Origin of the sequence: Rugamonas fusca, assembly GCF_014042365.1 — a bacterium.
GTDB classification, from domain to species: Bacteria; Pseudomonadota; Gammaproteobacteria; order Burkholderiales; family Burkholderiaceae_D; genus Rugamonas; species Rugamonas fusca.
The window spans coordinates 303488-317372 of the sequence record NZ_JACEZS010000001.1; the positions used below are offsets into that span (position 1 = coordinate 303488).

The 13885-nt window shown below is 55.3% G+C and carries 14 protein-coding genes; 4 read left to right on the forward strand and 10 right to left on the reverse strand.

Annotated elements, in window-relative coordinates:
* Nucleotides 1-168 precede the first annotated feature (168 nt).
* The 8 genes from H3H36_RS01265 to H3H36_RS01300 form a co-directional block, all read right to left on the reverse strand.
* Nucleotides 169-1104, reverse strand: a complete 936-nt coding sequence (locus H3H36_RS01265; protein WP_182213160.1) for a hypothetical protein — start codon at nt 1102-1104, stop codon at nt 169-171.
* A 117-nt stretch (nt 1105-1221) separates the two neighbouring features.
* On the reverse strand, nt 1222-1371 hold the full coding sequence (locus tag H3H36_RS01270) for a hypothetical protein (protein WP_182213161.1): 150 nt from the start codon (nt 1369-1371) through the stop codon (nt 1222-1224).
* Between the two features lie 383 nt (nt 1372-1754).
* A complete protein-coding gene (locus tag H3H36_RS01275; RefSeq protein ID WP_182213162.1) occupies nt 1755-2045 on the reverse strand; it encodes a hypothetical protein in 291 nt (96 codons plus the stop codon).
* A 22-nt stretch (nt 2046-2067) separates the two neighbouring features.
* A complete protein-coding gene (locus H3H36_RS01280; RefSeq protein WP_182213163.1) occupies nt 2068-2520 on the reverse strand; it encodes a hypothetical protein in 453 nt (150 codons plus the stop codon).
* 343 nt (nt 2521-2863) lie between these two features.
* Entirely contained in the window at nt 2864-3619 is a 756-nt protein-coding gene (locus H3H36_RS01285; protein ID WP_182213164.1) for an LEM-3-like GIY-YIG domain-containing protein, read from the reverse strand.
* 241 nt (nt 3620-3860) lie between these two features.
* The gene (locus H3H36_RS26815) at nt 3861-4280 is read right to left on the reverse strand and encodes a DUF4019 domain-containing protein (protein WP_182213165.1); all 420 of its coding nucleotides are present in this window, start codon (nt 4278-4280) and stop codon (nt 3861-3863) included.
* 213 nt (nt 4281-4493) lie between these two features.
* Nucleotides 4494-5174 carry a hypothetical protein gene (locus tag H3H36_RS01295; protein ID WP_182213166.1) on the reverse strand — a complete coding sequence of 227 codons (681 nt, stop codon included), beginning with the start codon at nt 5172-5174 and terminating at the stop codon, nt 4494-4496.
* Nucleotides 5175-5421: 247 nt separating this feature from the next.
* Nucleotides 5422-5856 carry a hypothetical protein gene (locus tag H3H36_RS01300; protein WP_182213167.1) on the reverse strand — a complete coding sequence of 145 codons (435 nt, stop codon included), beginning with the start codon at nt 5854-5856 and terminating at the stop codon, nt 5422-5424.
* A 997-nt stretch (nt 5857-6853) separates the two neighbouring features.
* On the opposite strand from H3H36_RS01300, the gene H3H36_RS01305 reads away from it, so the two are divergent.
* The gene (locus tag H3H36_RS01305) at nt 6854-8974 is read left to right on the forward strand and encodes a sensor domain-containing protein (protein ID WP_182213168.1); all 2121 of its coding nucleotides are present in this window, start codon (nt 6854-6856) and stop codon (nt 8972-8974) included.
* A gap of 24 nt (nt 8975-8998) precedes the next feature.
* Here H3H36_RS01305 and H3H36_RS01310 read toward each other — a convergent pair whose 3' ends face one another.
* Both H3H36_RS01310 and H3H36_RS01315 read right to left on the reverse strand, forming a co-directional pair.
* Nucleotides 8999-9502: an SRPBCC family protein gene (locus H3H36_RS01310; protein WP_182213169.1), complete on the reverse strand. Its 504-nt coding sequence runs from the start codon at nt 9500-9502 to the stop codon at nt 8999-9001.
* On the reverse strand, nt 9492-9836 hold the full coding sequence (locus tag H3H36_RS01315) for an ArsR/SmtB family transcription factor (RefSeq protein WP_182213944.1): 345 nt from the start codon (nt 9834-9836) through the stop codon (nt 9492-9494). The genes H3H36_RS01310 and H3H36_RS01315 overlap by 11 nt, the downstream gene beginning before the upstream one ends.
* Nucleotides 9837-10112: 276 nt before the next feature.
* On the opposite strand from H3H36_RS01315, the gene H3H36_RS01320 reads away from it, so the two are divergent.
* The 3 genes from H3H36_RS01320 to H3H36_RS01330 are packed head-to-tail and all read left to right on the forward strand — an operon-like array spanning nt 10113 to nt 13875.
* On the forward strand, nt 10113-11474 hold the full coding sequence (locus H3H36_RS01320; RefSeq protein WP_182213170.1) for an MBL fold metallo-hydrolase RNA specificity domain-containing protein: 1362 nt from the start codon (nt 10113-10115) through the stop codon (nt 11472-11474).
* Nucleotides 11471-12982 carry a thymidine phosphorylase family protein gene (locus tag H3H36_RS01325; RefSeq protein ID WP_182213171.1) on the forward strand — a complete coding sequence of 504 codons (1512 nt, stop codon included), beginning with the start codon at nt 11471-11473 and terminating at the stop codon, nt 12980-12982. Before H3H36_RS01320 ends, H3H36_RS01325 begins: the two co-directional genes overlap by 4 nt.
* Nucleotides 12979-13875 (forward strand): ribose-phosphate diphosphokinase, encoded by an 897-nt coding sequence (locus tag H3H36_RS01330; RefSeq protein WP_182213172.1) that lies wholly within the window; start codon nt 12979-12981, stop codon nt 13873-13875. Before H3H36_RS01325 ends, H3H36_RS01330 begins: the two co-directional genes overlap by 4 nt.
* The last annotated feature ends 10 nt before the right edge of the window (nt 13876-13885 follow it).

Consider the following 13885-nt stretch of genomic DNA (forward strand, 5'->3'; position numbering starts at 1 on the left):
CAAGGCCTCGGATGTTTTATAGGTAGTGTTCTACGGACGTCATGTAATGACCTCGAACGTATAGCCAAAATAACCGAGTTCCTCGGATAACCGCCAGCCTAATAATTCACGCATGACCGGAGTGGATCTAAAAATCGCAAGAACATCATTAGATCCTCTAGAAAATCGTCACTTCAACTCAAAAGTCGGCACATCTTTATGTACAGAATATTCTCGAGCAGTGCTCTTAACTTTCTCAATCAAATCAACCGGCGGAAATGGATTGCAAATGTGAATAGTAGTATTTTCTGGCAGTAGGTCAAGAATTTGATCAATTTCTGGGCGATCCACTTCCCCATATGAATGGCCAATAATTAAACAGTGTTGAACGGCCCCGAGCCTAGAGTGCATCTGATTCCAGATCGGTTTTTGAGTCTGAAAGTGTTTAAAAATATTCCTTTCATGGGGAAGAACACAGTAGCTCTCTCGACGAGGAACCATTGTCTCGGAATATTCTAAATAGTCAAATTCATCAAAGTCGTTACTCTCCCGCCAACACTTTAAAGGATATCCTAGATGAGGATTTCCATGTTCATCCTCAATCAATATTCCCTTACTGGTGCCATCCATCCGGCTACACCCATGTGGCTTAAAAACCGAGGGCAGATGGTTATGTGCACTATGAAGAACATAGCCTAAAACTACCATACTAAGTGCACGCTCGACAATAGTGTCATAGTTAAATGAAATAATATCAGAAATTCTGGGCGCGTACTGTTGAATAAATCTAGGCCATTTCCAAAACCTAGAGGGAAAGACATGATTATCGTAATATGAGAATGCAAGCGCAAGAAAATGACGAGCCTCTATTCTTAGCTGATAGTCGTCATGCTTGCCAATATCTCTAAATAGTAAAAAATTATCCCTATCAGCTTCTTCCTTATTTGACTGATAATAATCAAAAAACTTCGGAAACGCTTCTTTCCATGAAATCTTACCTGACTTTTGATTTATATAGAAATCCCAAGACAGCGGTTTACTTGGATTAAATTTCCAAAAATACTTTTTTTCGTAACGAAGGTCAATTGACAATCCGTTCCCAACAATCAAAGCCAAATTCCCCATAATGCTCCCGTTAAGAAGAAGGTCTCATCGAAAAAAAACGGATATCTGAGCTGCGACCACCAACTCATCTGCTTTTTACTGAGCGGAAGTCCGCTATTGGCCGGAAGTGGAAGCGTTTCAATTCACTGAACTGTCACGAATTCGCTTGAACAACACCAGTTCAAATGCCACGCCAGCAAGAAAGACGATGCCGGATCCATATTCGAATCCCTGGTAGTAAGCAACCAGTGCCGCAGCGACAAATCCAGCGGTAATCAGATGACGCATTTTATCTCCTAATTTTCATTGAAACATTTCAAAGGAGCGTCCGCGGCCGATGTACGACATTCACCAACCACCGCTTTACGAATTTAATCTACACTAGCTATTGCGGCGGTATGGTGAGTCACCAATACCAGCAAGTCCAGCAGTGTCCGTCCTCGTGTTGGCGCCGCTATTTATTTACCTCTCCACTTATTCCCCAAGACCTCGTGGCACACAAGCCTTCCACCGTCCGACTCTGGCCGAACTTGACCGACGGTGTTTAAGATAGAAGCTTGCTCATCTGTAATTAAATAATCCTCACTCGAGGCCGAAGTCGCCCCAAAAGTATGCAGCCGTATATTAATGATATTCGCATAGGTCTTGTCAATCGCTGGGTTTAGCTCTGGCTATAGTTGAAAAAATACATAAACCATCGCCCTATCGTTGCGGCGATAATCAGGTCGTTGTGTTAACTCTTCCTTAGTGCGATGCAGCGAAAAAACATCGCGCACTTTGAGAAGTTTCCAGCCGATGGATTCACCACTCGCGCTGCCACCTGAGGTTTGAAAACAGCGAAGTATCTCATCGCCTCCCTTATCGCGTCCATATGCATGGGGCTCGACAAATCTGGAATAGCCTCGGTATCGCAATTCCAAGACGTTCTTGCCGCGAATCGATTCACCAATAATAGTGTTCATAATAGTCTCACGATTGACCTGCCTATGGGGCCTTGGGGGGGGGCTGAATAGTTCCAACCATACGCCCCTCGTAACGATGTCCGCAGGATGTGCACACGCGTGTTTGGTGGTCCCTTGCATCATGCACTAGCTGGCGTTTCTTATGATCGTTCTCCCAGCACCGCAAGCAATAAGGGATCCCTGTCGGATTGCCGCAATTGTCTGCTACGTAATAGGCATCATAGTGGCGCACGAAGGCGTCCTTGCTTTGAAACGCTTCCTCCAATTCGACGATACGTTTGTCTTTTTCGGAAAGCGTATCCTGAACCTCGACAAGCTCAAGCTTGGTATCGGCAAGAGCTCCCACCAGATCGGCGAGCTTAAGTTTAAGTTCAGCGCGCTCAAGCGATAAATCACTCTCGCGCAAGAACTTGACGATGTCTGTTGCCGTCTTAAGACTATTCAGCGCAGCAGCAATGATAGTAATGTCGGGCATTTTGAAACCTCAAAATCAATATTTACATAACATTGTCTGCGTGATTTGCTGAGCATCGGCTTGTGGCCGGATTTTACCAGTGATATCAACGTTTGACTTAACTGGCGCCGAAGCGCCGCGCAAAGTGTACCTCCATGATGGTAAGGCACTCGAGCAAATTTATGCTACACTAAACTCAGCGGCGGTATGGCGAGCCACCCCCTACTATCAAGTCCAGCAGTGTCCGTCCTCGTGTTGGCGCCGCATTCGTTCCAATCTAGTTATCGGTTCTTATTTCGGTCCAACAAAATCCGCCGCGCTTTGTTTGATTGGCTCATTATGCCCGAGTACCGACAAATGCATATCAGCAACAAATGTATTTGATCGGGTTTTGACTTCCGCCTGTGTATAGGTGAGCAACCGACTTGCCAACAAAGGATTGATATCTAGCCGCATCCGACTCGCCTGTCATTTTCTTTCGTTTCTTGTTATTGCTTTCCTCCCAGCCCGACGGCACGAAAACACCGCGAACTATTCCTCGTGCTACCGCGAGCACACAAGCAGCTTGGCTGGCTCGCTTAATACTTAATACCCAGTTACCTTTCACAGCATCGAAGATATCAGAGCGTTCAATGCTCGCGGCGCTATTGTTGCAATTCTCCAGCAGTTCGCTCCATTTGCGTTCAATCTTAATTATCAGCAATGGAGTCTCTTCAAAATTATCAAATTTTTCTGCGTGCAACGCGGTTTTTAAATCACGCGCATCTATGATTCCTTCGGCCGCTCCATGACCGGATATTTCGTTTGTCAACGCCTCTGGTTCGATATGATTAACCATGTCAATAAGGGAAGCTTCTACCTTTATCGCTTCCTCATGCGACATCCCATAACGAACAATTTTATGCATTACTTCTTTGCCCGATTTTATGATTTTCGCAATAACTTCTTGCTTGGCCGACATAACATCATCCGACTCCAGGCGCACAATCTGACCTTGCGCATGTGCGAAGACACGATTTCCTACCCCTTTCCCAACGTAAAAAGGCAGATTCGGTCTATTTGGGTCAAATAACGCATATACGTAATGCCCCAGGGTCGGCCACGCATCTTGATGGAACATCTGCCCCTCCCAAATTAGTTTTAAGTTTCTGATTTTGTTGATGTGCAAAGCAGGTGGTGACAGGATGTATAGCGGTTATGTGTTGGCGTCAGAGTCGAATGCGCCATCAAATTTTTTTGCTCCGCAACAGCTATGGCTTAGCGACTAGTGAAGGTGAAACTAGAGCAACTGTTTACAAATAATTCCTGATTGCCTAGGGCCGCTTCTGGCCGCATTCGGCTGTTGAATCAGCTTGTTGACTTCACTTGATGAAATATCCTGATACGCGCCATGTGCCATCCGGGCCCTTCATCGGGGTTATCGTTTCGACTGCCGTATGCTTTTTTGAAAATTTAGACTTGTACTGAATAACCACGTACTGACCGCGGGGCGCAGATGGTAACTCCTCCGTGTACGACGCTGAAATTAGGACACGCTGTTCTAGTTCACCAACCGGAGAACGCGCAGCTGCCACGGCATTTTCCCAATCTGACTTTGTAATTGCCGCCTTAAAAGGTGGTGCCGCTTGCTCCCAAGTAGCTGCGTACTGCTTAGTATCGACAAGAGCAAGCCAGCTTTGTGCTGATTTGTTTGCCTTGTCGATGGCATCTGAATCTGGTTGTGCGGCAGAGGCGCATGCCGCAGAAAATACAAAGAAGATACTAGCAACAATTTTCCGCACAGCCGCTCCTCAATGAAATTGAATGTTATTCCGCGAGAGCATATCATCTAAAACCTCAGGAAAATCCGCCCTTTGTCACGCGACGAGCGGCAGCTCCTGGCCGGCTACTGCCTTCCAAAGTGGTCACTCGCCTATAGTTAAGTAGCAGCTAGCCTCATACTTCTTAATTTGGCCAGCAGCATATTTTCTGGTCGTTGACTTTCGGCTAGGCTACTAAGGGGCCGAGCTATACTTCTTTTTTCGACGTTGCCATAACGCAAGAAGAATCAGCCCACCGACGAACATTGCGTTACCCTGAGGTTCTGGCACCGACGAGGTGACGGTGAAAGTGTCGATGTGCTGAGACGAGAAATTAGCGACGCGCTCGTCGTAAATGGAGAATCGTGCATTGCCGCTAAAGGAAGAGTCCAATGCCAAAGCGAAATTCTGGTCGAAACCATTGGTCGTGAGAAAAGATCGGTTTGGGTCTTTTATGTTTTTACTGATTTGATTCTCCACGTTAATGTAATCATTACTGTGTTGAGTGAGCAAGCCTGCCGGTGATAGTGCATCGTCAGTTGTCACCATCAGCATGCCTTCGGCCGGTCTGGAGGCGTAAAACGTCACACTGTGACCGCTAACGGTCACAACGTCCTTGAAATCGGGACCCCACCCATACGTATAATGCTCGCCACCAAACTGCCTCTCTCCTTGGTAATAATCGGTATCGGTGCTGACGGTAATGGCCTGCGAAAATGACATGCCTTCCAGATTTTGACCGGCCATGCCAAATACACCAGTTGTATCAAATCCGTAATCGACAATCCCGGAAGTGGTGACGGTCCAAGTCTGCGCCTGCGCCGTAAGTACAACCATGGTGAGGACACCAACGGCAAATGATCGGATGACTTTCATTGAGTTTTCCCCATCGTTTTAAGATATTATCAAAATTTTACAGTTATTTGATTTGCAATCATACTTGATAACGATTTGGGATGCTACTTTTTATTGGCCTTTGCATGCGAGAGAGCTCTATGACTACGAGTGTGTTCGAATAGCAGAACTGCCTTGGCTCACTCGCCAACGAGCGACAGCTGCTGGCCGTCAACGGCCAATCCGGCAGCGCAGCAACGTCCAGCCCCTGGACAACCCGGTCGTAATGTTAGATCTTTTCGTCACAAGAGCCGCATCTTCCGTGCCAAACAATTTGATAGTATGGGTTCATGTCACGAGCGTCATTTGCAGATCCAAAAACACTTTTTCCGCAGCGTGGACATAACGCCGTGCCAGAATATATCGCCGCAAAAAGGACAAGCAACGGGATCATGATCACCGCAACGCCTATGGAAATTCCTCCAAAATTGGCAGCCAAGGCACCAAATAGTGAGGCCAGACAAACTATTAAAAAATAGCAAAGTCTAATTTTTTTGGAGATTTTCATGATATTTCTTCTCACATGAATTGGTTTTTTTCTTGAAAAAACCAATAACACCTCCGCAGTAATTGGTCTAGACATATCTTTAAAACCCGACATGCCTCCCGGTAGTCCAGATCCTATTGATGCACCGGCTCCGACAAATTTACCATCAGAATCCATGTGCCAATACCTGCATGGTTTCGAGGAAAAAAACTAATATCAATAAGGTCCGCTGGTGGCCGAATTCAGTCAACGACACCAGCTCTCCAATTTAGCTCCGGTATTCCAGAATCGCTAATGTTGTCAATTATTCGAGTCAAATGACTTCATCCGATGCCGAGCAAACGCACCTATCGCGACAAATAGTCCGCTCGTTGCCGCAAGGATTGAGGGCAGCAGCCTCACCGGTGCTATAGGCAATGTCTTTGCCCATAAATTGAAGTCCACAAAAAGAGCGGAAACAAGGAGGAACGAAGCTAACGCGAGCACGACGGACAACCCCACGATACAAATAGTCTTACTGAGTTTCATTCTATTATTTACTGGCATATCACAAGAAATATCAAAAGTCATAGACGGCAGCTTTTGGCCGAACGCGGCCGAAAATAGTCAGGATAACATCTTGCTCGCATGCAAAGTTCACGGTTTGTCACGATGCGGCAGAAGTTGCCCAGCGGGCGCCAGCGCACGACCGACTTCGATAGACCTGATAAATACACCTGGCCAAATGCCGTTTGGAGCCCATTGAGTATGTCATGCGGTGCGGGGATGCGTGGAAGCGTGCTGCCGGCAATGGCCTCGGTATCGTGGGGTTTCATCCGCCAGGTATTAGCTTGTACAGCCAGGCGTGGGTCTATCAAGAATTGTAGCCGCCACCAGTTCGATCGTTCTACCCGGACGTACTCCCTGGACCGCCTGGAATGATGGCTCAAGATTGTCCAGAAGAATCGTGCCGATTCACCGCCGCGATGCCGGAAATCAATCGTAAATATGCGATGCACGAACGGGATAAATAATTTATACCATTCATAAAGTCTGCCGTTCGCTGCTTGCCCCCTCCTGTCTGCAAAAAATTTGTCAAAAGGTATCAATCTACAAGATAATCTTCTCAGTGAGCATACGGCAGTGAGCCCTTCCAGGAAAAGCGACTAGGCGGAATTCGTATTTGGAGCAATGCATGATGCACTCTGAAAGGCTGTACCGCGCGGTTTTTGAACACAGCATGGAGGCAGTGTTCTTTACCACCCCCGAGGGTGTTGTCCTGGCGGCCAATCCTGCCGCGTGCAAATTGTTTCAGCGTACCGAGGAAGAAATCTGCAAAGTGGGGCGCTATGGCTTGGTGGATGCAAGCTCGCCGCGTCTCGCTGACTTTCTCGCGGAGCGGGCCCGTCATGGCAGGGCGCGGGCAGAGCTTGTTCTTGTCCGCGGAGACGGAACGCGATTCTTCGGCGAGGCCAGTTCGGAACAGTTTGTCGATGATGAGCAACAAGTTCGAACCATTCTGATCGTCCGCGACCTCAGCGAATCCAAGAAATCAGAGCAATTACTCGCGGAGAGTGAAGCGCAGTATCGTCTCTTGGTGGCTGCGATGGAGGAAGGCGTGACATTGCAGGACGAGCACTCCGCAATCATCACCTTCAACAAAAGCGCCGAACGGATACTGGGCCTGACTGAGGATCAACTCAGGGGCAAAACCTCGTTCGACCCCGATTGGTACCCCATCCATGAGGATGGATCGCCATTTCCCGGCGAGACGCATCCGGTGGTTGAAACGTTGAGAACCGGATTGCCGCAATCGAATGTCGTCATGGGGATTCACAAACCCGATGGGAGATTGACCTGGATTTCGATCAACGTCCAGCCCATCTTCAAGGAAGGCGAGACCAAGCCCTATCGTGTGGTGGCGACCATGCACGACATCACGGAAAGCAAACTTTCAAATGAGCGGATCGTAAGGCTGGCGCACTTCGACCAACTCACCGGCCTGCCCAATCGGACCTTGTTGAATGACCGGTTCAGATACACCCTCAGTCTGGCGCAGCGGAGCGGCGAGACATTGGCGGTGATGTTCATTGACCTGGATAATTTCAAGGACATCAATGACACCCTGGGGCATAACGTCGGAGATCAAGTCCTGATGGAAGTGGCCACGCGCATCAAGTCCATTTTGCGCGAAGAAGACACGCTGTCTCGCCAGGGGGGAGACGAATATATCTTGATTCTTCCGAACGCCGATGCCGATGGTGCGGCGTTGGTGGCATCGAAATTGATAGAAGTCGTTGCCCAGCCATGCCATATCGCGCCACATGAATTGATTGTGACGCCGTCCATCGGGATCGCCATCTATCCGCACGATGGGGCGAATCTGGAATCGCTGTCGAAAAATGCCGACGCGGCCATGTATCGCGCCAAACGCGAGGGACGCAACGGCTTCCGATTCTATACCTCCGAGATGCAAGCCCATTCGGCCCGTAACTTGAAGCTGGCCAATATGTTGCGGCACGCGCTGGAACGCGATGAATTGCAGCTGCACTACCAGCCGCAATTTTCCTTACAGGACGGCCGCATCGTCGGCGTGGAAGCGCTGCTGCGGTGGGCGCATCCTGAAATGGGGATGATTGCTCCTTCAGAATTCATCCCGATCGCGGAGAGCACCGGCCAGATTATCCAGATCGGTGAATGGGTGTTGCGCACCGCGGCCCGGCAATTGAGAGTCTGGTTCGATAAGCAGCTGCCGGCGATGGTCATGGCAGTGAATTTGTCCGCGGTTCAATTTCGCCAGAAGAATTTCCCGGAGCTGATCGATCGCATTCTCGCGGAAGAGAAATTGCCGCATCACTTCCTGGAACTGGAATTGACCGAGGCGACCGCCATGGATAATCCAAAGGCGGCCATAGACGTGATGGACAAGTTGCACGAACGGGGCATTCGCATGTCCATTGACGATTTTGGCACAGGCTATGCCAGTCTAAGCTACCTGAAGCAATTCAAAGTCTGCAAGCTCAAGATCGACCAGGGTTTTGTCCGCGACATCATTGACGACCCGGAGGACCGCGCCATTGTCACGGCCATCATTAACATGGCCAGCAGCCTCGGCATCCAAACCATCGCCGAGGGCGTGGAAACGGCCAGTCAGCTGAACTTCTTGCGCTTGCAGGGCTGCAATGAAGTTCAGGGCTACTACTTCAGCAAGCCATTGCCAGCTGAGTTGTTTGAGGCGTTCGCGACGGGTAATGCGGATGATAAAGGCGCTGAGCAACCCTTCGGTCCCTGGGGCGCCCCCGGACGGACGGGCTGATCCAGCCATCAGCCCGTCCGCCTTTCACGCGCGCAGCGTCAGCAACAGTTCATCGAGGCGTTCCAGGGTCGACGCCATGCCTTCTTTCATGCCCATATCGATGACTTTCTGTACGTCTTCCGGCGAGTTGTAATGCACGACCGTCGTGACCAGGGTGTGTTCCTTCAGGTCCGAAAACGTCACATCCCAGCGCGAACGCGGCATGTCTGGATTGACGACACCCGTTTCATCGGTGAAGCCATCCAGTGTCGAATAGCTGTCGATCGGGTGGATGCGCTGGTAATCCACGCGGCTCCAGTAGGCCTGCCCGTCGGGCGTGACCATGGCGTAGTGCCAGTAGCCGCCTTCCTTGAATTCCATGTGCTTGGTCTTGGTGCTCAGTGGCTTGGGCGCAAACCAGCGGTCGAGCAACGCGCTCTGCGTATGGCAATCCCAGACCAGCTGGCGTGGGCCAGCAAATTCCCGCGTCACGGTGAGGGTGCTGTTTTCCTTGTCCGCCACAAAATCGAATTGAAGCTTAGCTACCATTGCCATCTCCTTGCAGTTGTTCCAAAAGGTTGTCCAGGTTTTCGTATCGGCTGCTCCAGAGCGCGCGCTGTTCCTCGAACCAGCGTTCGGCCCTGGCGAGCTTGTCCCGTTCGAGCGTACAGGTGCGCACCCGTCCGTGCTTGCTGCTGCTGACCAGGCCAGACGCTTCCAGTACCCGCATGTGCTTCATGAACGACGGCAGTGCCATGTCGAAGGGTTCCGACAATTCACTGACGGTCGCCGGGCCCGCGCCCAGCCGGTGCACCACGGCCCGGCGCGTTGGGTCCGACAAGGCGTGGAAGATCGCGTCCAGCGCAACTCGATAGTTATCCATGTGGCTAACTATACGCACAAAAAATAGGGCGCGCAAGCACCTGCAACGAACGAAATCACCGAGCCAGCTGCGCTGCACCAGCAGGAAACTTTGCATTCCGTTGGGGGCATGTCTTGCGCAAGACGCATGCGTGAAAAAGTTTTGCCATTTTTCGAAGCTTGATTGAGAATTATCAAGAACTTGATCCAGCGCAAGGTTTTGACGTTTAAATCCGCTCATATTGCTCTGCATGGCCGGGAGCGCCGGCCAGCACCAGCAATAAGAAAGAAGGCGAAGATGAAACTGACATTCCTCGGAGCGACCGGCACCGTGACCGGCTCCAAATACCTGCTGCAATCGGGCGCCAAGCGCATCCTCGTCGATTGCGGCCTGTTCCAGGGCTACAAGCAGCTGCGGCTGCGTAACTGGGAAGAATTTCCCATCCCGCCGGACGAAATCGACGCCGTCGTACTGACCCACGCGCACCTGGACCACAGCGGCTACCTGCCCCTGCTGGTCAAGAACGGCTTCCGCGGCAAGATCTATTGCAGCGAAGCCACGCGCGACCTGTGCAAGATCCTGCTGCCTGACAGCGGCCACCTGCTCGAGGAAGAGGCCATGCACGCCAACCTGCACGGCTACACGGGCCACGCGCCGGCGCTGCCCCTGTACTCGGAAGCGGATGCCATCCGCGCGCTCGATTACTTTCATCCCGTGCCATTCGACCAGGCGTTCGACGTGGTGCCCGGCCTGACGGCGCAACTGACGATGGCCGGCCACATCCTGGGTGCGGCCATCGTCACGATCCGCTCGGCCTCCTGCCGGCTCACGTTCTCGGGCGACCTGGGGCGCTTGCACGACCCCATCATGGTCGCCCCCGGCATCATCGAGGAAACGGACTACCTGGTGCTCGAATCGACTTATGGCGACCGGGTGCACGATCCGGCCGATCCGGCCATCCTGCTGGGCCAGACCATACGCGAGACCTCCAGCCGTGGCGGCGTGACCATCATCCCCTCGTTCGCCGTGGGCCGCGCCCAGTCGCTGCTGTACGAGATCTACAAGCTGAAACAGAAGGGCGAAATCCCCGACGTGCTGCCCGTGTACCTGAACAGCCCCATGGCCACCGACGCCACTGCGCTGTACATGCGCTACCGCCACCAGCACCGCTTGAACAAGCACGACACGGAAGCCATGTGCCACGCGGCCAAGATCGTCAACAGCGTGGAGGAATCGATCGCGCTGAACCAGCGCCAGGTGCCGATGGTGATCATCGCCGCCAGCGGCATGGCCACCGGCGGGCGCGTGCTGCACCACCTGAAGGCGTTCGCGGGCGACTCGCGCAACACCATCCTGTTCGCTGGCTTCCAGGCCGGCGGCACGCGTGGCGCGGCCATGCTGGAAGGGGTCCCGGCCATCAAGATCCACGGCGAGTACGTGCCGCTCAACGCCCAGGTGCGCCAGATCGACAACCTGTCGGCCCACGCGGACGGCAATGAGCTGATGGCGTGGCTGCGTCACTTCCGCAAGGCGCCCAAGCGCACCTTCATCACCCACGGCGAACCGCCGGCGGCCGACGCGCTGCGCCGCCGCATCAAGGAGGAGCTGCACTGGGATTGCCGGGTGCCCGAGTACCGTGACCAGGTGGAGCTGCCATGAGCCGCGCCCACGAAGCATTGCAGCTGCACCGGCTGGGTATCGACACCTACCAGGAGCCGGTGGTGTTCCTGCGCAGCGATTGTCCGATCTGCCGCTCGGAAGGTTTCGAGGCCCAGTCGCGCCTGGAAGTGTGGCGCGGCGACCATCACATCGTGGCCACCCTCAACGTGGTGCACGGTAACCTGATCGAGCGCTGCCAGCTGGGCCTGTCGGAGGCGGCCTGGCGCGCGCTGGGCGGCGCCAACGGCGATCCGGTGCGGGTCAGGCACGCGCCGCCGCTGCTGTCGTTTTCTGCCGTGCGGGCCAAGATCTATGGCCGCCCGCTTGGCGCCGAGGCGGCCAGCAGCATCGTGCAGGATATCGTCGAGGGCAAGTATTCCGATATCGAGATGGCGGCCCTGATCACGGCCTGCTCCGGCAACCGGATGGACGTGGCCGAGACCATCGCGCTGACCCGTTCCATGATCGCCGTCGGCCAGCGCCTTCACTGGGACAGCGAGATCGTGGTGGACAAGCACTGCGTGGGCGGCCTGCCCGGCAACCGCACCACGCTGATCGTGGTGCCCATCGTGGCCGCCTGCGGCCTGACCATCCCCAAGACGTCCTCGCGCGCCATCACGTCGCCGGCCGGCACGGCCGACACCATGGAGACGCTGGCCCCTGTCGGCCTGGACCTGGCCAGGATGCGCGCCGTGGTGCAGAAGGAGGGCGGCTGTATCGCCTGGGGCGGCGCCGTCTCGCTCAGTCCCGCCGATGACCTGCTGATCCGGGTCGAGCGCCCGCTGGGGCTCGACAGCGATGGCTTGCTGGTGGCATCCGTGCTGTCCAAGAAAATCGCGGCCGGCTCCACCCATGTGGTGATCGACATTCCCGTCGGCCGCACGGCCAAGGTGCGCTCGGCGGCGGCCGCCGAGGGCCTCGCCAAACGGCTGGTGGACGTGGGCCAGGCGCTCGGCATCGCCGTCAGCACGGTGCTGACGGACGGCTCGCAGCCGGTGGGACGTGGCATCGGCCCGGCGCTGGAAGCATGGGATGTGCTGGCCGTGCTGCGCAACGAGCCGGGCGCGCCGGACGATCTGCGCCAGCGCGCCTTGCTGTTGGCATCGCGCCTGCTGGAACTGGGTGGCAAGGCGGCGCCGGGGCAGGGCATGGCGCTGGCCGAATCGGTGCTGGCCAGCGGCGCGGCCTACAAGAAACTGGAAGCGATCTGCGCGGCCCAGGGCGGCATGCGTGAGCCGCCGCGCGCGGCTTACACGCACGAGCTGCTGGCGCTGCACCAGGGCCAGGTGGTGGCCATCGACAACCGCAGCCTGGCACGGCTGGCCAAGCTGGCTGGCGCGCCGCTGGCGCCGGCGGCCGGTTTGATGATGCACGCGGCGCTGGGCAGCCGGGTCGCCGTCGGCCAGCCGCTGCTGACGCTGCACGCGGAGTCGCCCGGTGAACTGGCCTACGCGCTGGCCTATGCCGAATCGCAGGAAAACCTGTTCACCATCGAGGAGCCGCAATGAGTCCCATGTTACTGGCGCTGCCAGGCGCGCAGGCATTCGCGGCGCGGTTGGCGGCCTGCCTGCCCTACGAGACGGGCGAGCTGGAGATCCACCGCTTTCCGGATGGCGAATCGTGCCCCCGTTTCCCGCCCGGCGTGGCGGGGCGAGACGTGCTGCTGGTGGCGGCGCTGGATCGCCCGGACGAGAAGTTCATGGCGCTCTATCTGGCCGCCGGCGTGGCGCGGGAATTGGGCGCGCGCAGCGTGGGACTGGTCGCGCCTTATCTGCCCTACATGCGGCAGGATGCCGTGTTCGCGCCGGGCCAGGGGATTACGGCCCGCCATTTCGCCCGCCTCGTGTCCGGCTGCTGCGATTACATGGTGACGGTCGATCCCCACCTGCACCGCTTCCACAGCCTGGACCAGATCTACACCATCGCCACGGAAGTGGTGCCGGCCGCGCCGGCCATCGCGGCCTGGATTGCGGCCAACGTGGCGCAGCCGGTGGTGGTGGGGCCGGACGAGGAGAGCGGCCAGTGGGTGGCGCAGGTGGCGGCGCTGGCCGGCTGCCCGTCCACGGTGCTGAGCAAGGTGCGCAGCGGCGACCGGGCGGTGCAAGTGTCGGCGCCGGCGGCCCAGCTGCTGGCCGGCCGCACCCCGGTGCTGGTGGACGACATCGTGTCCACCGCGCGCACCATGATCGCGGCCAGCGGCCAGTTGCAGCGGGCTGGCGGCATGGCGCCCGTGTACGTGGGCGTGCACGCGCTGTTCGCGGACGACGCCTACGCCGCGCTGCAGGCGGCGGGGTCTGGCCGCATCGTCACCTGCAACACGGTGGCCCACGCCAGCAACGCCATCGACGTGGCGCCCGGCCTGGCGGCGGCCGCCGCCCGCCTGCTGGCGGCGCGCGGCTGACGCCGCAAGG

Coding starts and splice junctions, on each gene's coding strand:
- H3H36_RS01330 (WP_182213172.1), top strand. CDS start 12,979: ATGAGTCCCATGTTACTGGCGCTGCCAGGCGCGCAGGCATTCGCGGCG.
- H3H36_RS01325 (WP_182213171.1), top strand. CDS start 11,471: ATGAGCCGCGCCCACGAAGCATTGCAGCTGCACCGGCTGGGTATCGAC.
- H3H36_RS01275 (WP_182213162.1), bottom strand. CDS start 2,045: ATGAACACTATTATTGGTGAATCGATTCGCGGCAAGAACGTCTTGGAA.
- H3H36_RS01270 (WP_182213161.1), bottom strand. CDS start 1,371: ATGCGTCATCTGATTACCGCTGGATTTGTCGCTGCGGCACTGGTTGCT.
- H3H36_RS01280 (WP_182213163.1), bottom strand. CDS start 2,520: ATGCCCGACATTACTATCATTGCTGCTGCGCTGAATAGTCTTAAGACG.
- H3H36_RS01320 (WP_182213170.1), top strand. CDS start 10,113: ATGAAACTGACATTCCTCGGAGCGACCGGCACCGTGACCGGCTCCAAA.
- H3H36_RS01310 (WP_182213169.1), bottom strand. CDS start 9,502: ATGGTAGCTAAGCTTCAATTCGATTTTGTGGCGGACAAGGAAAACAGC.
- H3H36_RS01300 (WP_182213167.1), bottom strand. CDS start 5,856: ATGGATTCTGATGGTAAATTTGTCGGAGCCGGTGCATCAATAGGATCT.
- H3H36_RS01265 (WP_182213160.1), bottom strand. CDS start 1,104: ATGGGGAATTTGGCTTTGATTGTTGGGAACGGATTGTCAATTGACCTT.
- H3H36_RS01305 (WP_182213168.1), top strand. CDS start 6,854: ATGATGCACTCTGAAAGGCTGTACCGCGCGGTTTTTGAACACAGCATG.
- H3H36_RS01295 (WP_182213166.1), bottom strand. CDS start 5,174: ATGAAAGTCATCCGATCATTTGCCGTTGGTGTCCTCACCATGGTTGTA.
- H3H36_RS01285 (WP_182213164.1), bottom strand. CDS start 3,619: ATGTTCCATCAAGATGCGTGGCCGACCCTGGGGCATTACGTATATGCG.
- H3H36_RS01315 (WP_182213944.1), bottom strand. CDS start 9,836: ATGGATAACTATCGAGTTGCGCTGGACGCGATCTTCCACGCCTTGTCG.